The 20477-nt window shown below is 75.4% G+C and carries 12 protein-coding genes; 3 read left to right on the top strand and 9 right to left on the bottom strand.

From position 1 onward, the window contains the following. Window position 1: 1 nt before the first annotated feature. Window positions 2–649, bottom strand: a complete 648-nt coding sequence (gene nfi / locus BSB02_RS07915) for a deoxyribonuclease V (protein WP_084958032.1) — start codon at window positions 647–649, stop codon at window positions 2–4. A 102-nt stretch (window positions 650–751) separates the two neighbouring features. On the opposite strand from nfi, the gene BSB02_RS07910 reads away from it, so the two are divergent. Both BSB02_RS07910 and BSB02_RS07905 read left to right on the top strand, forming a co-directional pair. Then, window positions 752–2038 (top strand): FAD-dependent oxidoreductase, encoded by a 1287-nt coding sequence (locus BSB02_RS07910; RefSeq protein WP_206184564.1) that lies wholly within the window; start codon window positions 752–754, stop codon window positions 2036–2038. 81 nt (window positions 2039–2119) lie between these two features. Next, window positions 2120–2836, top strand: coding sequence for a sulfite exporter TauE/SafE family protein (locus BSB02_RS07905; RefSeq protein ID WP_143590368.1), 717 nt, complete (start codon window positions 2120–2122; stop codon window positions 2834–2836). Here the strand turns inward: BSB02_RS07905 and BSB02_RS07900 are convergent. Then, on the bottom strand, window positions 2833–3789 hold the full coding sequence (locus BSB02_RS07900) for an SGNH/GDSL hydrolase family protein (RefSeq protein WP_158088583.1): 957 nt from the start codon (window positions 3787–3789) through the stop codon (window positions 2833–2835). The two genes, BSB02_RS07905 and BSB02_RS07900, sit on opposite strands and share 4 nt — an antisense overlap. A gap of 214 nt (window positions 3790–4003) precedes the next feature. On the opposite strand from BSB02_RS07900, the gene BSB02_RS07895 reads away from it, so the two are divergent. After that, window positions 4004–4966: a trypsin-like serine peptidase gene (locus BSB02_RS07895; protein WP_084958029.1), complete on the top strand. Its 963-nt coding sequence runs from the start codon at window positions 4004–4006 to the stop codon at window positions 4964–4966. On the opposite strand, the gene BSB02_RS07890 is transcribed toward BSB02_RS07895, so the two are convergent. Genes BSB02_RS07890 through BSB02_RS07860 form a run of 7 tightly spaced genes read right to left on the bottom strand, consistent with a single transcriptional unit; the run spans window position 4963 to window position 20477 of the window. Next, window positions 4963–5310, bottom strand: a complete 348-nt coding sequence (locus BSB02_RS07890; protein WP_206184563.1) for a DUF5655 domain-containing protein — start codon at window positions 5308–5310, stop codon at window positions 4963–4965. The two genes, BSB02_RS07895 and BSB02_RS07890, sit on opposite strands and share 4 nt — an antisense overlap. A gap of 47 nt (window positions 5311–5357) precedes the next feature. Further along, a complete protein-coding gene (locus BSB02_RS07885) occupies window positions 5358–5933 on the bottom strand; it encodes a hypothetical protein (protein WP_143590366.1) in 576 nt (191 codons plus the stop codon). A 19-nt stretch (window positions 5934–5952) separates the two neighbouring features. Next, on the bottom strand, window positions 5953–8067 hold the full coding sequence (locus BSB02_RS07880) for a beta-ketoacyl synthase N-terminal-like domain-containing protein (protein WP_084958026.1): 2115 nt from the start codon (window positions 8065–8067) through the stop codon (window positions 5953–5955). Between the two features lie 51 nt (window positions 8068–8118). Beyond that, complete coding sequence (locus tag BSB02_RS07875; protein ID WP_084958025.1) at window positions 8119–11301, bottom strand: non-ribosomal peptide synthetase; 3183 nt, start codon at window positions 11299–11301, stop codon at window positions 8119–8121. Then, window positions 11276–14968 (bottom strand): non-ribosomal peptide synthetase, encoded by a 3693-nt coding sequence (locus tag BSB02_RS07870; protein ID WP_240506262.1) that lies wholly within the window; start codon window positions 14966–14968, stop codon window positions 11276–11278. Before BSB02_RS07870 ends, BSB02_RS07875 begins: the two co-directional genes overlap by 26 nt. Continuing rightward, on the bottom strand, window positions 14965–19461 hold the full coding sequence (locus BSB02_RS07865; RefSeq protein WP_084958024.1) for a non-ribosomal peptide synthetase: 4497 nt from the start codon (window positions 19459–19461) through the stop codon (window positions 14965–14967). Before BSB02_RS07865 ends, BSB02_RS07870 begins: the two co-directional genes overlap by 4 nt. Beyond that, entirely contained in the window at window positions 19458–20477 is a 1020-nt protein-coding gene (locus BSB02_RS07860; RefSeq protein ID WP_084958023.1) for a MupA/Atu3671 family FMN-dependent luciferase-like monooxygenase, read from the bottom strand. The genes BSB02_RS07865 and BSB02_RS07860 overlap by 4 nt, the downstream gene beginning before the upstream one ends.

Genomic DNA, 20477 nt, shown 5'->3' with positions numbered 1-20477 from the left:
GTCAGGCCGGGCCGTACCGGGCCAGGTGGTCGGCCAGCCGGATCGGCTCGGGCAGCCGGTAGTTCGGCGCCAGCCGCAGCACCTGGTCGCAGGCCACGTCCAGGCTGACGCGGTGCCCCGGCGAGACGAACACCGGGCGCACCGACCACTGGGTGCGCAGCACCCGGCCGACCACCTCGCCCTCCAGGCGGATGGGCGTCCACGACCCCCGAGCGGGGGCGGGGTCCTCGTACTCGCCCACGAACGCCGTCTTGCCGACCCCGATGGCCGGCAGACCCGTGACGACCCCCAGGTGGCAGGCCAGGCCGAACCGCCGCGGGTGGGCCAGCCCGTGCCCGTCGCAGACCAGCAGCTCCGGCGGGCGCGACAGCCGCTCCAGCGCCTCCAGCAGCGCCGGGACCTCGCGGAAGGCGAACAGGCCCGGCACGTACGGGAAAGCCGCCTCGCCGTGGACCAGCGCCTGGTCGACGACCTTCAGCGACCGGGAGTCGAGCACCACCACCGCGGCGGACAGCTCGTCGTCGCCGCGGTAGTGGACGTCCAGCCCGGCCACCGTGGCGAAGGAGTCGGGCCCGTCCAGCCGCACCAGCGGGCGCAGGCGGCGCTGGAGCTCCTCCGCCTCTTCGACGGTCGTGGGCCAAGGGTGCACCAGGCGATCGTAGACCGCCGCGGACCGCGCCACGACCGGCGGCGCGGCCGCCGATGCCCTGGGGTGATGGACTTCTGGGGCGGCGGGCCGTACCAAGGAAGGATGGAGGTCACCATCGTCGGAGCGGGCCTGGTGGGCTGCCTGCTCGCCTGCTTCCTGGCCCGCAGGGGTCACCGGGTCACGCTGTACGAGCGCAGGCCCGATCCGCGCGAGCGGGGCCCCGAGCGCGGCAGGTCGATCAACCTGGCCCTCTCCGAGCGCGGCATCGACGCCCTGCGGCGCGTGGGGCTGGACCAGGAGGTGCTGGAGGCCGCGCTGCCGATGCCGGGTCGGATGATGCACGCCCTGGACGGGACGCTGACCTTCCAGCCCTACAGCGCCGACGGCCGGCACGCGATCAACTCCATCAGCCGCGGGGCGCTCAACGCCGTGCTGCTGGACGCCGCGACCAGGCTGCCGGGCGTGAGCGTGCACTTCGAGCACCGGCTCACGGCCGTCGACGAGAACGCCGGGCTGCTCACCTTCTCCACCGGGGCGGTGGAGAAGGCGCAGATCGTCATCGGGGCGGACGGGGCCTACAGCGCGGTCCGGGCGCGGTTGCAGTCCCTGCCCGGCGTCGACTTCAGTCAGGAATACCTGAATTACGGCTACAAAGAGCTGACGATTCCGGCTAAAGATGGAAATTTCGCAATGAATCCGGCGGCGCTGCACATCTGGCCGCGCGGCGCCGAAATGATGATCGCCCTGCCGAACCCGGACCGCTCGTTCACGTGCACGCTTTTCTGGCCGCACGCGGCGCTGGCCGCCCCCGACGCCGTCGACCACGTCCGCCGCGACTATCCCGACGCCGTGGCGCTCATGCCGTACCTGGAGGACGACTACGCCCGCAACCCGGTCGGCCACCTGGTCACCATGCGGTGCTCGCCCTGGCACAGGGCGGGGGAGCGGATGACGCTGGCGGTGATCGGCGACGCGGCCCACGCGATCGTCCCCTTCTACGGCCAGGGCGCCAACTGCGGTTTCGAGGACTGCGTGGAGCTCGACAGGTGCCTGGAGGCCACGGGCGACGACTTCGCCGCCGCCTTCCGGCTCTTCGAGCGGCGCAAGGCCGACACCGACGTCATCGCCCGGCTGGCGCTGGAGAACTTCGTCGAGATGCGGGACAAGGTCGGCTCCCGGGCGTTCCTGGCGCGCAAGCGGATCGAGCACGCCCTCGAACGGCTGCTGCCGGGCTGGTACGTCTCGCAGTACGAGCTGGTGTCCTTCAGCACCACGCCCTACGCCGAGGTGGAGCGGCGCGTCGCCCGGCAGCGCCGTGCCGCCCTGCTGGCCGGGGGAGGGGCGGCCGCGGCCGTCGCCGCGCTGCTGGCGGCGAGGCGGCGGCGCTAGGACCCCCTCCCCCGGCGGGGGATCGGCCGCCGGAGGGTCCCGGGTTCGGGCGCGCCGCGGCCCGCTCAGTAGTCTGCCCGTGTGGTGGAAGCGCTGGGGCTGCTGGCAGCCGGAATCCTCGCCGGGCTGGTCGGATCGGTGGTGAGCCTGGCCTCGATCGTGTCCTACCCGGCGCTGCTGGCCTTCGGGCTCCCGCCGGTCACCGCGAACGTCACCAACACGGTCTCGCTCGTCTTCAGCGGCGTGGGCGCGGTCATCGGCTCCCGCCCCGAGCTGGCCGGCCAGGGGCGGCGGCTGCTGCGGCTGAGCTGGCTGACCGCCCTCGGCGGCGCGGCCGGCGCCGTCCTGCTGCTGCTCACCCCGGCTGCCGCCTTCGAGCGGATCGCCCCCTGGCTGATCTTCGGCGCGTCGCTGGTGATCCTCCGGCCGCCGCGCCCCCGGTACGAGCACGGCCCGATCATGAAGGCGGGCCTGTTCGCCGTGGCCGTGTACGTCGGCTACTTCGGCGCGGCCGGGGGCGTGCTGGTCTTCGCGGTCCTGGCCGCGATGGTCGAGGCGGCGCCCGCGAGGATCAACGCGCTGAAGAACGCGCTGTCGGTCTGCGCCAACCTGGTGGCGGCCGCCCTGTTCGCGGTTTTCGGCCCGGTCGACTGGACGGCGGTGCCGCCGCTGGCGCTGGGCTTTCTCGCGGGCGGCTGGCTCGGCCCGGCGATCGCCCGGCGCCTGCGCGGCGACGTGCTGCGCTACGCCATCGCCGGATGCGGCATGGCGGTGGCGCTCAAGCTGGCCCTGTCTTAGAGCTGACTCTGCTCGTTCAGGACCCGCAGCACGCTCCTGGCCTGGTGGTCGGCGCCAAGCCGGTTGGGGTGGAAGGGGACGATCAGGCCGATCGGGTCGGTGGTCACCGGCACCAGCCCCTCCACCCACCGGACCCCGCGCGGGCGGCACACGTCGTGGCCGAAGCTGGTGCGGTAGGTGTCGACGAGCCTGACGCCCTTGGCCTTGGCCACGCCGGCGAGCATGGCGTTGAGCTCCTCCAGCTTGTCGCCCAGCCAGTCCATGTCGAGGTCGGTGACCTGGACGTAGGGGTAGCAGCCGCCCACCGGAGGCAGCGCGGCGAGGTAGTCCACCAGCAGGATCGTGGCGTGGGGCGAGCGCCGCCTGATGCCGTCGATCGCGGCGGCCACCTTCGGGGCGGTCTCCAGGATGTTGCGCGACATGCGGTCGCCCGCGGCGGTCACCCACTTGGCCTTGCACGGCGCGCCCAGCGGCCGGGGCGGCACCACGCCCGGCGCGACGGTGATGGTGGGCAGCAGGTTCACGCAGCTCATGGCCGCCGCGGCCAGCCCGGCGTCGTTGCCGCCCATGCCCAGCGTCACCAGGTCGGTCGTCGGCGTCAGGCGGGAGAACTGCGGCGGGTTGACGCCGTCGAGGATCTTGGGCAACCGGGTGACGCGCTGCGGCGCGGTCAGGTGGGCGGTCGTGGCGCCGCCGCAGGTGGCGTCGCGGAACACACTCACGCCCAGGGCCTTGGCGACCTGGCGGGGATAGTTGTAGGTGGCCTGCAGGCATCCGGCGGGCGCGTGGCCGGTGGAGATGTGGGTGAGGGTGACGGCGGCGCTCCAGGAGTCGCCCAGGGCGACGTACTCGCGGTACCGCGGGGCGGGAGCCGCCGAAGCCCGGGCGTCCGGGACGGCCGGAGTGAGCGGGGCGGCGAGGAGGCCGGCGGCGACGATCACAGAGACGATCACGGAGGAATTCTTTCCGATTACACACAGTGATGTCGACTGTTTCCGTACGCCTTTCCGGCCGCCGTGAATAGACACCGCCGAGTTACATTTACCGCTCTGTCATGAAATTTCACTTTTATGAGTGAGATGTCCGGAATATTTGTTGTTTCGGATATAGGCGGCAGGGGCCGGAAGGTTTATCGTCCGCGTTCACCGAACCCTCCCGGAGGTGGACATGCGCGCTTCCCTGCTGTCTGTCCTGGCCGTCCCGCTCCTGGTCGCCGGCACCACCGCGCCCGCCTGGGCGGACCCCGTCCCGAGCCAGGACCCCGTCCCCAGCCAGACCTCGGTGCCGATCCGGGACGCGGCCACCAGCCCCTCGGCCCAGGAGAACGTCCGCGCCTTCTGGACGCCGGAACGCATGCGGCAGGCGCAGCCGCTCGAGATCGTCAAGACGGCCAAGCCCCGGCGTGTCGTCCCCGAGACCGGCACGCCCACGGTCGTCGAACCCACCCGGGCCGACAGCCCCGGCGAGCCGTGGACCGGTGGCGGCGCGGTGGCCAGGACCGAGGGCCGGGTGTTCTTCACCTACCAGGGCCGCACCGCCTCCTGCTCCGGCAACGCGGTCACCAGCGCCAACAAGAGCGTGGTCATGACGGCCGGGCACTGCGTCAAGCTGGGCGGCGCCTACCACACCAACTGGGTCTTCGTCCCCGGCTACGACAACGGCAACGCGCCCTACGGCACCTGGGCGGCCACCCGCCTGCTCACCACCCCGCAGTGGCACGCCAGCGAGGACATCAGCTACGACGTGGCAGCCGCCGTCGTCGCCCCGCTGGGCGGCCGGTTACTCACCGACGTCGTGGGCGGCCAGGGCATCGCCTTCAACCAGGCGCGCGGCCAGCTCATGTACGCCTTCGGCCACCCGGCCGCCGCGCCGTACGACGGGACCCGGCTCATCTACTGCAGCGGCCGGACGATCAACGACTTCCTGCTCAGCACCGGCATCGGCCTGCGCTGCAACATGACCGGCGGCTCCAGCGGCGGGCCGTGGTTCCTGAGCTTCAACGAGTCCACCGGCACGGGCATCCAGAACTCGGTCAACAGCTTCAAGTACAACTTCCTGCCGACCTACATGTTCGGCCCCTACTTCGGCAACGACGCGCAGAACGTCTACACCGCCGCCCAGGGCGGCTAGGCGTCGCACGACTCCGCCAGCCACTCGCGCAGGCGCTCGTCGACCTGCCCGGGGTCGGTGAGCTTGAAGACGTGCCAGACCATGCCCCCGCTGCCCGCCAGGCTCCTGGCGAGCAGCGGGTGCGTGACCGGCCGGGCCAGGCTGATCGCGACCTCCAGGCTGCGCGCCTTGGGGCGGATCTCGGCGAACTTCCGCGCGGACTTCAGGAAAACCCCCACGGTCACCGCGTCCTCGTGCACCGGCCCGAGCCCCTCGACCAGCCTGTCGTAGATCTCGCGGTAGGCCGGCGGGTGCCTGGCGAACAGCTCGTCGAGCGTGCAGCCGGGCACGCACGTGTGAGCCACGCGAGCCCTGGTGAACTCGCGGTCGCACCGGGGGCAGCGCCACCTGGTCATTCCCGCCGCATGGGCCGCGTCGTGTCCTCGGGCTCGGGCTGGTAGGGCTGGTGCGGCTGCTGCCCGCCGCCCTGCCACTCGCCGGCCTGCCAGTCACCGCGCTGCCAGTCTCCGCCGCCCTGCCCGGAGTGCGGCGGCGGCCCGCCGTAGGCCGCCTTGGCCCTGCCCCGCCAGCGTGAGGGCGGCAGGGAGGCCGCCAGGAGCAGGATCCCGATGACGAGCAGGGCGCCGGACCCGGCCAGCGTGTCGTGCCCGGCCCGCAGGTCCCCCGCCAGGAACCTCTCCACTCCGGGGTACGGCGTGCCGGTGACGACCGAGACGTGGGGCAACGCGCCGGCCCCGAGGAACGCCAGGCCCGGCAGGAGCGAGGCCAGGGGCGACAGCCTGGATCCGGCCATGAGCCCCAGCGCCACGCCCGTCGCGACGAGGGCGCTCAGGCCGATCCACGGCAGGTACCCCTCGGCCAGGCCTCGAGCCACGCGGGCGACGCCGAAACACAGCCCGGCGTACGTCACGGGGGCCAGCACGAGCCCGGCGACCACTCCCAGCCCATGCCGCGCACCGTTCCCCATGCGTCCTCACGCTACCCGCTCACGAGGCGGGGGGAGAAGGCCGCTCCTCGATCTCCTCCAGCAGGGATTCCAGCAGGGCCGCGTCGCTGTCGGCGTCCTCCTCCGGTACGGCGACGCGCCGCGCCAGCTCCCGCAGCGGCAGCTCCTCCAGGAACAGCGTGACCGGCACGTCCAGGTCGAACTCCTCGCGCAGCCGCCCGACCAGGAACACCGCGGTCAGCGAGTCGCCGCCCACGGCGAGGTAGGACTTGTCCAGCTCCTCCGCCGTGGTGAGCCCGAGCGTGGCCGACAGCAGGGAGGTGACGGCCTCCAGGAGGTGGCCGGCCGGCGCCTGGGGCGGGACGGCCTGGGCGGGGGCGGCGAGCGAGAAGGCGCCGAACGGCTCGCCCGCGAACGGGTAGGTCGGCAGGCGCACGCGCCGCCCGCCGAGGTCCGGCCAGTCCACGTCCTCGCCGTGCACCCACGCCTCACCGAGCTCCCGCAGCGCCGCACGGGCCACGTCGCCCGCTCGCGGGGCGTCCCCGGATCCGGCGCCCGCCATCCCGGCCGCCGTCCGGCCCGCTGTCCCGGTTGCCGCCTCGCCTGCCGTACCGCCCGCCGTACCGGCTGACCGGGCCAGCGCCTCCAGAGCGGCCGCCGCCTCCAGCGGGTCGTCGGCCACCACGTAGGCCCGCTCCTCCAGCCGGGCCCGCCCGGTGGCCAGCGTGTGCGCGACGTCCCGCACGTCGGGCGCGTCCGGCGAGCGGAGCACGGCGGCGAGCCGGCGGGCCGCCGTGGCCACCTGCTCCCGCGTGCGGGCCGAGATCGGCAGCACGACGGCCGGCGCGGGCCCGCGCGGGACCGCCTCCACCGGCGGCGCCTCCTCCACCACGACGTGGACGTTCGTGCCGCCGATGCCCACCGACGTCACCCCCGCCAGGCGCGGCCCGTCGGCCTCCCACGGCGCCGCGCTCGTCAGCAGGCGGAACGGCGTGGTGTCCAGGCCCAGGTCCGGATGCGGCCGGGTCACGTTCGCCGTGGGGGCCATGGTCCGGTGCGCCAGCATCAGCACCACCTTGATGAGCCCCGCCACCCCCGCGGCGGCGTCCAGGTGCCCGACGTTGGACTTGACCGACCCGATGACGCACCGCGACGCACCGCGGAACGCGCTCGCCGCCGCGGCCAGCTCGATGCGGTCGCCCAGCTCCGTGGCCGTGCCGTGCGCCTCCAGGAACTGGGCACGCGCGGGGTCGAGCCCGGCCGCCGCCCACGCCTCCACGATGGCCGCGGCCTGCCGGTCGACGCTGGGCGCGGTGAACCCGACCTTGGCCGACCCGTCGTTGGTCAGCGCCGTGCCCCTGATCACCGCCCAGACCGGGTCCCCGTCGGCGAGGGCGTCCTCCAGCCGCCGCAGGACCACCAGCCCCACCCCGTTGCCGGGCGCCGTCCCGGAGGACCGCTCGTCGAAGGGACGGCAGCGGCCGTCGGGGGACAGGATGCCGCCGGGCTGGTACAGGTACCCCCTCTTGCGCACCGAGTCCACGCACACCCCTCCGGCCAGCGCGGTGTCGCACTCGCCGACCAGCAGCCCCTGCACGGCCAGGTGCACCGCGGACAGCGAGGTTGAGCAGCTGGTCTGGACGGTGAGGGCGGGCCCGTTGAGCCCCAGCCGGTAGGCCAGCCACCCGGCCAGGAACTCCCGGTCGGTGAGCGTGCGCAGGTGCAGCCCGCCGAACTGCGCCGACAGCCCCGGATCGGCGTGGGCGGCGATCATGTGCTCGGAGAAGCCGCCGCCGACGTACACGCCCGTCCGGTCCGGGACCCGCCGCGGGTCGTGGCCGGCGTCCTCCAGCGCGCTCCACGCCGTCTCCAGCAGCAGCCGGTGCTGCGGGTCCAGGGCCGTGGCCTCCGCCCGGGTGAAGCCGAACAGCTCCACCTCGAAGCGGTCGGCGTCGTCCAGGTGCCCCTTGGACCTGACGTACCGCGGATCGCGCAGCTGCTCGGCGGGCACCCCCGCCTCCAGCAGCTCCTCCTCGGTGAAGTCGGCGATCGAGCAGACCCCGTCGCGCAGGTTGCGCCAGAACTCGGCGAGGTCGCGGGCGCCGGGGAAGCGGCCGCTCATCCCCACGACGGCCACGGCGGAGTCATCGGTCATGTGCTTGTCCTTTCGATCTGTCCACCCGGCCCGATCCGTCCGTTCGGCGGGTCAGTGTGAGGACCGGTGACGGCGGGCCGCCAGCCGGTCGCGCCGCAGCTCGCCCCGCCGCCGCGACTCGCCGTGGTCCGGCTCCGCCGCCTTCCCCTCCAGCCGGTCGGCCAGCGCCGCGACGGTGGGGTGGCGGAACAGGTCCACCAGGCCGACGTCCGCGTACCCCAGCTCCCGCAGCCGGGCCAGCACCGCGAGCAGCCGGATCGACGTGCCGCCCAGGTCGAAGAAGTTGTCGTCCACGCCGACCCGCTCCAGGCCCAGCACCTCGCCCCACACCTCGGCCAGCCGCCGCTGGGCCGGGCTGTCCGGGGCGCGGTACGGCTCGGCCAGGTCGGGCCGCCCCACGCCCGGCTCCGGCAGCCTGGCCCGGTCGACCTTGCCCGACCGGTTGACGGGCAGCTCCTCCAGCGGGACGACGACGTCGGGCACCATGTACCCGGGCAGCCTGTCCGCCAGCCACGCCCGCAGCTCGCGCGGTTCGGCACGCTCCCCCCGGGCGGGCACCGCGTAGGCGAGCAGCCGCCGGTCGTCCCCGGCGCCCGCCACTTTGGCCGCCGCGACCGCCACCGCCGGGTGCGCCGCCAGCACGGTCTCGATCTCGCCGAGCTCCACGCGGAAGCCCCTGATCTTGACCTGGGTGTCGATCCGCCCGAGGTAGGAGATGACGCCGTCGGCGTCGTAGCTGCCCAGGTCGCCGGTCCGGTACATGCGCGACCCGGGCGGGCCGTACGGGTCGGCGACGAACCGCTCGGCGGTCAGCCCCGGCTGGCCGGCGTAGCCGCGCGCCAGCCCGGCCCCGGCCATGTAGATCTCGCCGGCCACGCCCACCGGCACCGGCCGCAGCCGTTCGTCGAGCACGTACGCGCGGGCGCCCGCCACCGGCCTGCCGATCACCACGGGCCTGCCCGGCTCCAGCAGGGCGATCGTGGAGTACACCGTCGCCTCGCTGGGCCCGTAGGCGTCCACGATCCTGCGGCCGGGCCGCCACCACCGCTCCACCAGCTCCGCCGGGCACGGCTCGCCGCCGATCGCGAGCGTCCGCAGCTCCGGCAGCTCCCCGACCGGCATCGACATCGCGGCCGAGGGCGGCAGGAACGCATACGTGATGCGCGAGTCGCGGAACTTGGCCAGCAGCTCCTCGCCCAGCCGTTCGCACTCGGCGGCGATGTGCAGCTCGGCCCCGGCCACCCAGGAGAAGAACAGGTCGGAGACGGCCACGTCGAAGCCGAAGGACACGAACTGCAGCACCCGATCCTTGGCGGTGACGGGGAACTGGCGGCGTACGGCGGTGGCGAGGTTGAGCAGGGCCCGGTGCTCGACCGCCACGCCCTTGGGGGCGCCGGTGGAGCCGGAGGTGTAGAGGATGTAGGCGAGGTTGGCCGGGCCGGGGCGGGACTCGACGGGATCGCCGATGCGCGGCACCTCCCGCGTTCCGGCCGAAGCGGCGTCGGCGAGCGCGACGGGGACGCCGAGCCGGGCGGCCACCTCCCGGCTGCCGGCGTTGGCGAGCAGGAGCGGGACCTCGGCGTCCCTCACCATGGAGGCGAGCCGCGCGACGGGATGGCCGGGGTCGAGCGGCACGTAGGCGCCGCCCGCCCGCAGCACCGCCAGCGCGCAGACCGCCATGTCGGCCGAGCGGGGCAGCAGCAGCCCCACGGGCGTCTCCGGGCCCACGCCGGCTCGGCGCAGCCGCTCGGCCAGCCCGTCGGCCCGCTCCATCAACTCCCGGTAGGTCAGGACCGTCTCGCCGAAGACGACCGCCACGGCGTCCGGCCGCTCGGCCGCCCGCCGGGCGACCAGGTCGGGCACCAGCTCGCCGTACCCGCCGCCTGTCCCGAACCCGCCGCTGTTCCAGGTGCGCACGATGAGCTCCCGGTCCCGCGCCGGGAGCAGGTCCACGTGCTCGGCCGGGACGTCCGGCGCGTCCAGCAGGCCGTCCAGCAGCGTGCGGAACGCCCGCGCCCAGTGCCGCACGGTGGCGGGGGCCAGCAGGTCGGTGCGGTGGATGAGCTGGGCGACCAGCTCCTCGCCCCAGCGCTCCACGTAGAGCAGCAGGTCGAACTTCGCGGCGGCCAGCGGCACCTCCACCCGCTCCACGCGCGCCCCGGCCAGGTCCAGATCGAGCACGGTGTCGTCGTCGTAGCCGACCATCACCTGCACCAGCGGGTCGTGGCTGAGCTCGCGGCCCGGGGCCACGGCCTCCACGACCGCCTCGAAGGGCGCGTCGTGGTAGGGGTGGGACTCCAGCAGGCGGTCGCGCACCCGCTCCAGGAGCGTGCGGAAGGTCGGCTCCCCCGACAGGTCCACGCGGACGGCGAGCGTGTTCGTCAGCAGCCCGATCAGGCCCTGCGCGTCCGGGTGGTCGCGGCCCGACACCGGCACGCCGAGCACGAGGTCGCGCTGCCCGCACACGCGGCCGAGGAACACGGCGAAGGCCGCCAGCATCGCCATGAACGGCGTCGCCCGCGACTGCCGGGCGACGCGGGCCAGCCGTTCCCGGGTGGCGGCGGGGATCGGGAACCGCTCCGCGGCTCCCGCCGTGGACTGCACGGCCGGCCGGGGCCCGCTGGTCGGCAGCGCCAGCGTGGAGGGCGCGCCGCGCAGGGTCTCCACCCAGTACCGCACCGCCTCGCCGGTCGGCCGCTCCCGCTGCCAGGCCGCGTAGTCGGCGTACTGGATCGGCAGGGGCGCCAGGGGCTCGCCCCGGTAGGCCGCCCCCAGCTCCCGCAGCAGCACCTGCAGCGACCAGCCGTCGCACACCAGGTGGTGCGCCACCAGCAGGATCCTGTGGCCGCCCTCGTCGACGGGGTAGACGGTGCAGCGCAGCAGCGGCCCCTTCTCCACGTCGAACGGCCGGGCCGCCTCCTCGGCCATGAGCGCGGCCGCCTCGGCGGCCGGGACGGGAGCGGCGACCTCCACGCAGGCGGCCGAGGAGGCCGCGACCACCTGCAGGTACTCGCCCTCGTGCGGGCGGAAGACCGTGCGCAGCGACTCGTGCCTGGCGACCACCTCGTCCAGCGCGCGGCGGAAGGCGGCGAGGTCGAGCGGCCCGTGGACGGCGAAGCCGACCGGCACGTTGTACTGCGCCGACCCCGGGTGCATGCGGTCCAGCACCAGCAGCCTGGCCTGCGCGGGCGAGACCGGGAAGAGGTATTCAGCGGGCGGCTCGGTCGGCGGCATGGCTCAGGTGCTCCTCGATCTCGGCGGCGATCCGGGCGGCGGGCCCGGGCTTCATCAGGTCGCTGTGGCCGCACGCCACCTCGCGGACCGCCACGTGGGCGGCGGTGCGCAGCCACCTGTCGCGCTTGACGGCCGTGGGCGGCCCGCCCGGCTGGGCGGTGGCCGACACCAGCAGCACGGTCCCGTCGAAGGGCGGCGGCCGGTAGGTCACGGCCAGCCGGATGTTGTTGGCGATCATGCCGAGCACGGTGGCCAGGCGCTCGTCGTCCTGCCCCCGCAGCGGGCCCTCCTCCTCGCGGACCGACCGGAAGACCGTGGCGCGGTCCAGCGGTCCGGGCGGGGCGAGGGGATGGTGGGTGCGGGTGCGGGCCAGGATCGTCAGCGCCTCCTGCTCGACCTCATGGGGGTCCGGCGGCGGGCCCGCGGCCACCTCGGGCGGCCACGGCACGGCGTCCACCGAGGCGACCAGGCCCACCTGCTGGCCGGACCGCCGCAGCCGGGCGGCCATCTCGTAGGCCAGCAGCCCGCCGAAGGACCAGCCCAGCAGCAGGTAGGGGCCCTCCGGCTGGATGGCGCGCACGCGGGCCAGGTACTCCTCGGCCAGCTCGCCCATCGTGGCGGGCGGCGTGTAGTCCCGGCTGAGCGCGGGGGACTGCAGGGCGTGGACCGGGCGGCCGGGATGCAGCCGCGGCAGCAGCGCGACGTAGGACCAGCCGATGCCCCGGCCGGGGTGGACGCAGAACAGCGGCGTCCGCCCGGCCCCGGCGCGCAGGGTGAGCACGGGCGCCAGGCCGAAGTCCTGGCCCGCCCGCCCGAGCCGGGCCGCCAGGCCCTCCGGCGTGGGCGCCTCGAAGACCGCCGCGATGGACAGCGGCTCGCCCAGCCGGGCCTCCACCGCCGCGGCCAGCCGCATGGCCAGCAGTGAGTCGCCGCCCGCCGCGAAGAAGTCGGTGCCGGGACCCGCGGGGCGGCCCAGCACCTCGGCGAACAGCTCGCAGATCGCCTGCTCCTGCGGGGTGCGCGGGATCGCCCCGGCGGGCTCGTCCGCGGGGGCGGGCTCGGGGAGCGCGGCCCTGTCCAGCTTGCCGTGCGGGGAGAGCGGCAGCTCGCCGAGCTCGACGTAGTGAGACGGCAGCAGGTGCGCGGGCAGGCGGTCGGCCGCGTGGCGGCGCACGCGCTCCAGCCGCCCGCCCGGCGCGGGCACCACGTAGGCGACGAGCCGCCCGCCCCGCACGGCGACCGCGGCCCGCCCGACGTCCGCGCAGGCCTCCAGGACGGCCTCCACCTCGCCCGGCTCGACCCGGTAGCCGCGGATCTTCACCTGGTCGTCGGCCCGGCCGGCGAAGTCCAGGACGCCGCCGTCCCGCCACCGGACCAGGTCGCCGGTGCGGTACATGCGCGCCCCCGGCTCGAAGGGACAGGCCACGAACCGCTCGGCGGTCATCGCGGGCCGGCCGAGATAGCCGCGGGCCACCCCGCCGCCGGCCAGGTACAGCTCGCCGACCGCGTCCACGGGGACGGGCCGCAGCCGCGCGTCCAGCACGTAGGCGCGCATGCCGTCCAGCGGCCGCCCGATGGGAATCGGCCCGTCCGGTACGGCGTCGCCGCCGGCCATCCGGTGGCACGTGGCGAACGTCGTGGTCTCGGTCGGGCCGTACCCGTTGACCACGGTGACCCCCAGCGCGCGCACCCGCCGTACCGCCTCGGGCGAGAGCACGTCACCCCCGGCCCACACCTCCTCCAGCCCGGCGAGCGCGTCGGGCGCGAGCTCGGCCACGGCGCGGAACAGCTCGGCGGTCAGCCACAGCGCGGTGACCCCGCCCTCCTTCAGCACGCGCGCCAGGCTGCCCGGCTCCAGCGGTCCCGGCGGCGCGACGACCACGGTGCCGCCGTTGAGCAGCGGGACCCAGATCTCGTAGGTCGCCGCGTCGAAGGTGTGCGGGCTGTGCAGCAGCACCCTGGCGTGCCCGCGCAGGCGCCGGTCGGCGGCCAGGTCGGCGATGTTGGCATGGGTCACCGTCACGCCCTTGGGCGTCCCGGTGGACCCCGACGTGTACATCACATACGCCGCCGAATCCGGATAGATCTGGACCTGCGGCCTCTCGCCGGGGGCGCCGCCGGCGTCGGCGAGCACCGCCCGGGCCCCGCAGTTCTCCAGCAGCCACCTCGTCCGCGCGACCGGCTGCGCCGGATCCACGGGCACGTAGCAGCCGCCCGCCTTGAGCACCCCCAGCTGCGCCACCACCAGGTCGGCCGAGCGCGGCAGCACCAGCGCCACCGGCGTCTCCGGCCCCACCCCCTCGGCCGCCAGGCGGGCCGCCACCGCGTCGGACAGGGCGTCCAGCTCGGCGTAGGTGAGCCTGCGCCCGCCGTCCTCCACGGCCACCGCGCCGGGCGACCGCGCCACCTGGGCCGCGAACCGCGCTGGCACGGTCCCGGCCGCACGCTCGCGCACGGGCGGGTTCCACTCCACCAGCACCCGGCGGCGCTCCTCGGCGGGCAGCACGTCGACGCGCTCCTCGGGCACGCCCTCGGCCAGCTGCTCCAGCGCCCGCGTCAGCCGCGCGGCCACGGCCCGCGCCTGCGGCCCGGTGAAGCAGTCCGGCCGGTACCCCAGCCGCGCCCACAGCCGCTCCTCGGCCACCACGGTCACGGTCAGCGGATAGTGGGTCGCGTCCCGCACCTCCACCAGCCGCACCGGCCCCGCCTCCAGCCCGGCGCGCGGGTAGTTCTCGAACGCCACGACCGTGTCGAACAGCTCCCGCACGCCCGCCGCGCGCTGCACGTCCGCCAGCCGCACGTGCTGGTAGGCCGCCAGCCGCCCCTGCTGCTCGTGCAGCCGAGCCAGCAGGCCGCCCCCCTTCGTGGAGACCCGCACGGGCAGGGTGTTGAGGAACAGCCCCACCATCGCCTCCACGCCGGGCACCTCGTGCGGCCGGCCGGAGACCACCGCGCCGAAGACCACCTCGTCCCGGCCGGTCATCCGCGACAGCACCAGCCCCCACGCCGCCTGGACCAGCACGTTGAGCGTCACCCCGGCCTCGCGGGCGCGCTCGCGCAACGCCTCGCCGAGGCCGGCGGGCAGCTCCAGCTCCACCGTGTCCGGTTCGGTGAGCCCCCGCGGCGCGACGGCCACGCGGGTGGGGCCGTCCAGCCCGGCCAGGGCCGCTCGCCAGGCCGCGGCCGCCTCCGCGCCGTCCTGGTCGCGCAGCCAGGCCAGATAGTCGCGGAAGGCGGGCGCGGGCGGCAGCGGCTCGCCCGCGTACAGCGCGCCGAGCTCCCGGGCGAGGATCGGCATGGACCAGCCGTCCACCAGGATGTGGTGCACCGACAGCACCAGGTCCGCTCCCTGGAGCGAGGCGCTCAGCAGCGGCGGGCGCGTCACGTCGAAGCGGCGCGCGGGCTGCTCCGTCCACGGCACGCTCACCTGGTGCGGGATGAGCTGGACCGGCCGGTCCAGGCCCTTGTGGCGGAAGCAGGCGCGCAGGTTGGGGTGGCGGGCCGGCAGGGCGTCGAGCGCGGCCCGCAGCCGGTCGCGGTCCACGGGCTCGTCGACGGCGAAGCGGGCCTGGACCACGTACACGTCCCGCTCGTCGCGCAGGGCGTGGTAGAGCAGGCCCTCCTGGGCGGGCGACAGCGGCAGGATGTCGGCCAGCCCGCGCCTCACCACTCCGCCTCCAGCGCGTCGATCTGCTCCTGGCTGAGATCCACCAGCGGGAAGTCGGAGGCGGTCGAGCCGCCCGCGTCCTCCAGCCGCGCCAGGGCGGCCAGCGCCTCGGCCCACAGGCCCGCCAGCTCCCGCACCTCCCGTTCCCGCAGCGCCTCGGCCGAGTAGGACCAGGTGGCGCGCAGGCGCGGCCCGTCGGCCAGGACGTCGAGCTCGACCGCGTAGGCCATGGGCGCGGCCTCCTCGGCCATGCCGATGAGCTCGATCTCGCTCGCGGCCAGCCGGCCCAGGTAGTTGAAGCGCAGGTCGGGCCGGGGCAGGGCGGCCAGCCGGGGCGCGGTGGCGGGGTTGAGGTGGCGCAGCAGGCCGTACCCCAGCCCGCCGCCCGGCACGGCCCGCAGCTGCTCCTTGACCTGCTTGAGCGCGCCGCCGGGGTCCCGCCAGAAGGACCCGGCGTCCAGCCGCACCGGGTACTGGAGGGTGAACCAGCCCACCGTGGTCGAGACGTCCAGGTCGTCGCCGGGCCAGTCGCGGCCGTGGCCCTCCAGCTCCACCAGCAGCGCCGAGCCGTGGCCGCGCCACCGGGCGGCGGCCGCGGTCAGCGCGGTGAGCAGCACGTCGTCGGGGCCGCACCGGAACGCCTCGGGCACGGCCGTCAGCAGCGGCCCGATCTCGACCGGCTGGCTGACCGTGCTGCGCCGGGAGCCGCGTGCCCGGCCGGGCGCCAGGCGGGCCTCCTCTCCGGCGGCCACGCCCTCCCAGAACGGCAGCTCCGCCGCCACCCGCTCGGGCCTGACCGCCTCCCGCGCCAGCGTCCGCGCCCACCGCACCAGCGACGTCCCGTACGGCGCGGCCGGCTCCTCGCCCCTGAGCAGCGCCGCCAGCTCGGGCACCAGCACGCGCCAGGAGACCGTGTCGACGGCCAGGTGGTGCGCGGTCAGCAGCAGCCTGGCGGAGTCCTCGAACCACACGGCGCGCAGCATGCGCCCCTCGTGCGGGAACAGCCGCGTGCCGTGGGCGACCTGCCGGGGGTCTCCCGTCCCGCGCTCCAGCTCCACCTGGGCCTGTCCGGGCGGCGGCACCTCCAGCTCCTCGCCGTCGAGCCGCATCCGCAGCGCGCCGTGCCGGTCCACCAGGGCCCGCAGCGCGGCGGCGATCCGCTCCCGCGTCGCGCCGGCCGGCACGGGCACCAGCACCGACTGGGTGAAGGTCTCCACCGGGCCGCCCAGCTCCCGCCACCAGCGCATGACGGGCGTCAGCGGCAGCCGTCCCACCGGCGAGTCGGCCGCCACCGGCGTGGCGCTCCTGGCCAGCGCGGCCAGGCCCGCCGGGGTGCGGGCCAGGAAGACCTCGCGCGGGGTGAAGACGATGCCCTCCTCGCGCGCCCGGGCGGCCAGCTGGATGGCGGTGATGCTGTCGCCGCCGAGGGCGAACAGGCTGTCGCCGGCCCCGACCTCCGGCAGCTCCAGCAGGTCGGCGATCAGGCGGCACAGCCGGGCCTCGCGCTCGGTCGTGGCGGCGCGCGAGGGTGCCGCGACCGGCTCGGGGAGGGCGGCCCTGTCGAGCTTGCCGTTGGCCGACACGGGGAGCCGGTCGAGGGTGACGAACGCGGCGGGCAGCATCGGGGCGGGCAGCCGCGCCGAGGCGTGGGCCAGCAGCGCGTCGTGGTCGACCGTCCCGGACGCGGGCACGACGTAGGCGACCAGCCGCCGCTCGCGCAGGACGACGACGGACCTGGCCACCGACTCGTGGGCCTCCAGCACGGCCTCGATCTCGGCGGGCTCGACGCGCAGCCCGTTGAGCTTGACCTGCGCGTCGGCCCGGCCCAGGAAGTCCAGCTGCCCGTCGGGGCACCAGCGGACCAGGTCGCCGGTGCGGTACATGCGCGCGCCGGGCTCGAACGGGCAGGCGACGAACCGCTCGGCGGTCAGGCCCGGCCGGCCCAGGTAGCCGCGCGCCAGCAGGTCGCCCGCCACGTACAGCTCGCCGGGCACGCCGACCGGCACCGGCCGCAGGCGGGCGTCCAGCACGTAGGCGCGGGCGTTGGCGAGGGGACGGCCGATGGGCGGCCGCCCGCCGGTGAGCGGGTCGCTGACCGTGGCCGCGACCGTGGTCTCGGTCGGGCCGTAGGCGTTGAAGAACCTCCGGCCTGGCCGCGCCCAGGCCCGCACCAGCTCCGGCGGGCAGACCTCGGCGCCGGCGGCGATCGCGCGCAGGTCGGGGTAGTCGCCGGGCGGCACGGTGGCCAGCACGGTCGGCGGGATGAGCGCGAAGGTGACGCGCCGCTCCCGCAGGAGCCGGGCCAGGTCCTCGCCGATCACCGGGCCGGGCGGGGCCACGAGGAGGGTGGCGCCCGCGCCGAAGGCCATGGCCAGCTCGCCGACCGTGATGTCGAACGCCGGCGCGCCGATCTGGAGGACGCGGGCGGCCTCATCCAGGCCGAAGCGCGTCACGAAGGTGTGGGCGAGGCTCGCGATGCCCAGGTGGGAGACCACGACGCCCTTGGGGCGGCCGGTGGAGCCGGAGGTGGTGTAGACGTGCGCGGCCCGCCGCGGGTCTGCCGCCTCCGGGAGCGGGCCGCCGCCCGTGACCGGAGCTGCCGCGCCCGCCGTATCCGCCGCGCCCGCTGTGTCTGCTACGTCTGCTGTGTGCGCCGTGCCTGCCGCGTCGAGCCTCAGCACGGGCGCCGGCACGTCCAGGGGCCGGTCGGCGAGGACGAGCACGGGGCCGGCGTCGGCGAGGACGCCGGCGATCCGCTCGGGCGGATGGCCGGGGTCGATCGGGAGGAACGCCGCGCCCGCCCGCTGGACGGCCAGCATCGCGACGACCATGGCCACCGAGCGGTCCAGGGCCAGGGCGACGGTCCGCTCCGGCCCCGCGCCGCGCCCGCGCAGCACGCCCGCCAGGCGGTCCACGCGCTCCAGCAGCTCGGCGTAGGTGAGGCTGACCCCTCCCGGCTCGCCGGACTCCACCGCCACCGCGCCGGGCCGGGCGGCCGCCTGCCGTACCACCAGATCGGCCAGGGAGGCGGGCGGCAGGTCGACGGCCGGGCCGCGGCCCCACGCCAGCAGCCGCTCGCGCCCGGCGGGCGGCAGCAGGGCCGCGTCGGCGAGCGGCGCGTCGGGACAGGCCACCAGCTCGGCCAGCAGCACGGTGAACGACTCGGCCCAGGCCCGCACCACCTGCGGGTCGTAGACGTCGGTGCGGATCTCCAGCGTGCCCGCGATGCCGTCGCCGGTGTCGCGCATGATGCCGGTCAGGTCGTGCTCGCCGCCGGTGTGCACGCGCTCGGGTTCGGCGATCTCCTGCAGCACCCGCACGCTCTCCTGGCGGGGCAGGTGCATGAACACCCACTGGAACAGCGGCGAGCGCCCGGCCGTCCGCTCCGGGTGGACCGCGCCGACGATCCTGCCCACCGGGACGTCGGCGTTGTCGAGGATGGCCGGGAAGTCGGCGGTGAAGCGGCCCAGCAGATCGGCGAACGTCGTGCCCGGAGCCATGCGCCAGCGGGTCGGCACCGCGTTCATGACGTAGCCGATGACACGCTCCAGGCCCTTGGCCGACCGGTTGGCGACCGGCGTGCCGATGACCACGTCGTCGCGGCCCGACAGCCGGTGGGCCAGGACGGCGAACGCCGTCATCAGCACGCCGTAGACGGTCGCGCCGCGCTCCCTGGCGAGCCCGCGCACCGCGGCCTCGGTCCCGGCGTCGACATGGAAGGGGATCTGGGCGATGCCGAAGCCGCCGCTCGGGAGGGCGGGGCCGACGGTCAGCGGCGGGGGCGGGCCGGCCAGGTAGCCGCGCCAGAACTCCAGCTGGGCGTCGAAGACCCCGGCGGCCTCCAGCTCGCGCTGCCAGGAGGCGAAGTCGGCGTACTGGATGCGGGGGCGGCCCAGTCGGGGCGGGCGGCCCTCGCGGACGGCCTGGTAGGCCCAGACGAACTCCTTGTGCAGGATGTCGAAGGAGAACCAGTCGGTCACGATGTGGTGCAGGGCGAGCACCAGCGTCGAGCGCGTGTCGTCGACCCTGATGAACCGGCCGCGGATGAGCCGGTCGCGCGCCAGGTCGAAGGTGCGGCGGCTGAAGGCGGCCAGCTCCTCGGCGAGCGGGCGCCCGCCCAGCTCGGCCCGCTCCAGCTCGAACCGGCCGCGGCCGGGGAAGTCCACGCGCAGGTCGCCGACCGGGCCGGTGATCCGCATGCGCAGGATGTCGTGCTGTTCCTGCACGATCGTCAGCGCCGTCTCCAGGTCGGCCGGGTCCACCGGGCGGTCGAAGTGGTAGGCGCAGCACAGGTTGAGCGCGGCGGTGTCCGGATACAGCGACTCGTAGATCCACAGGTCCTCCTGGGCGGGGCTGAGCCGTACCGGGCCGTCGCCGTCACGGGGCGGCACCACGTCGGGGATCGCGCCGATCCGCCCCGCCTCCACGAGGCGGCGCAGCAGCGTGACGCGCTGGTCGCGGGGCAGCGCCGCGAACCGGTCGGCGGTGCTCATGAGACCTCCTCGCGCAGCTCCGCCAGGCGGTGCAGCCCGGCCAGCACCTCCTCGCGGCCCAGGCCGAAGTCGACGAAGCAGGCCACCTCGTCGCAGCCCAGCTCGGCCAGGTCGGCCAGGCTGGCCCGGCAGGTGTCCGCCGAGCCGAGCAGGCTGCCCCAGGTCAGGTAGCGGCGGAAGGCGAACTCGGTCAGCGTGTCGAGCTCGGCCTGCGACAGCGGGCGCGCCCCGTCGCCGGCTGCGCGGTTGGCCGCCGTCTGGGCGACGTAGGACTTCAGGTAGGCCTTGAGCGGCCCGGCCACCAGGTCGCGGGCCTGCTCGTCGGAGGTTCCCACGTAGGTGTGGGCCATCAGCGTGACGGTGCCTTTCTCGTGGACGTCGCGGTAGAGGCGGATCTTGCCGGCCAGCTCCTCGCGGGTCTGGCCGATGGTCGCGCCCAGGATGTTGGTGCGCAGGTTCCCGGCCGCCTTCCAGGTCTCGGGGTTGCCGGAGGTGGTCGTCCACAGCGGCAGCTCGGGGGACAGCGGGCGCGGCTGGGGCCGTACCGCCACCGGCGTGCCGGTGCCGTCGGCGAACTCCACGGCCTCGCCCGCCCACAGGCGGCGCAGCAGCGCGATGCCGGCCAGGGCGCGCTCGCGCCGGTCGGCGAAGGCGTCGGGGGCCAGCACGAAGTCCCGCGAGTGCCAGCCGGTGGCGATCGACAGGCCGATCCGGCCGCCGGAGAGGTTGTCGACCACCGCCCAGTCCTCCACCACCCGCAGCGGGTGGTGGAGCGGCAGCACCAGGCTGCCGGCGCGGATGGCGATGCGCTCGGTGGCCACGGCCAGGGCGGCGCCGAGCACGGCCGGGTTGGGGAAGACCTGGCCGACCTGCTGGAAGTGGCGCTCGGGCGTCCACACGGCGGTGAAGCCCAGCCGGTCGGCCTCGCGGGCGATGGCGAGGATGTCGTCGTACTTGGCCGCGTGGCCCACGCCGTCGGCGTCGTCGGCGCCGAAGAACATGATGCTCAAATCCAT

Source organism: Thermoactinospora rubra (genome assembly GCF_002093975.1).
Lineage (GTDB): Bacteria > Actinomycetota > Actinomycetes > Streptosporangiales > Streptosporangiaceae > Nonomuraea > Nonomuraea rubra_A.
This window is presented reverse-complemented; position numbering and strand designations above follow the sequence as displayed.

Coding starts and splice junctions, on each gene's coding strand:
- BSB02_RS07860 (WP_084958023.1), bottom strand. CDS start 20,477: ATGGATTTGAGCATCATGTTCTTCGGCGCCGACGACGCCGACGGCGTG.
- BSB02_RS07910 (WP_206184564.1), top strand. CDS start 752: ATGGAGGTCACCATCGTCGGAGCGGGCCTGGTGGGCTGCCTGCTCGCC.
- BSB02_RS07885 (WP_143590366.1), bottom strand. CDS start 5,933: ATGGGGAACGGTGCGCGGCATGGGCTGGGAGTGGTCGCCGGGCTCGTG.
- BSB02_RS07875 (WP_084958025.1), bottom strand. CDS start 11,301: ATGCCGCCGACCGAGCCGCCCGCTGAATACCTCTTCCCGGTCTCGCCC.
- BSB02_RS07880 (WP_084958026.1), bottom strand. CDS start 8,067: ATGACCGATGACTCCGCCGTGGCCGTCGTGGGGATGAGCGGCCGCTTC.
- BSB02_RS07895 (WP_084958029.1), top strand. CDS start 4,004: ATGCGCGCTTCCCTGCTGTCTGTCCTGGCCGTCCCGCTCCTGGTCGCC.
- BSB02_RS07865 (WP_084958024.1), bottom strand. CDS start 19,461: ATGAGCACCGCCGACCGGTTCGCGGCGCTGCCCCGCGACCAGCGCGTC.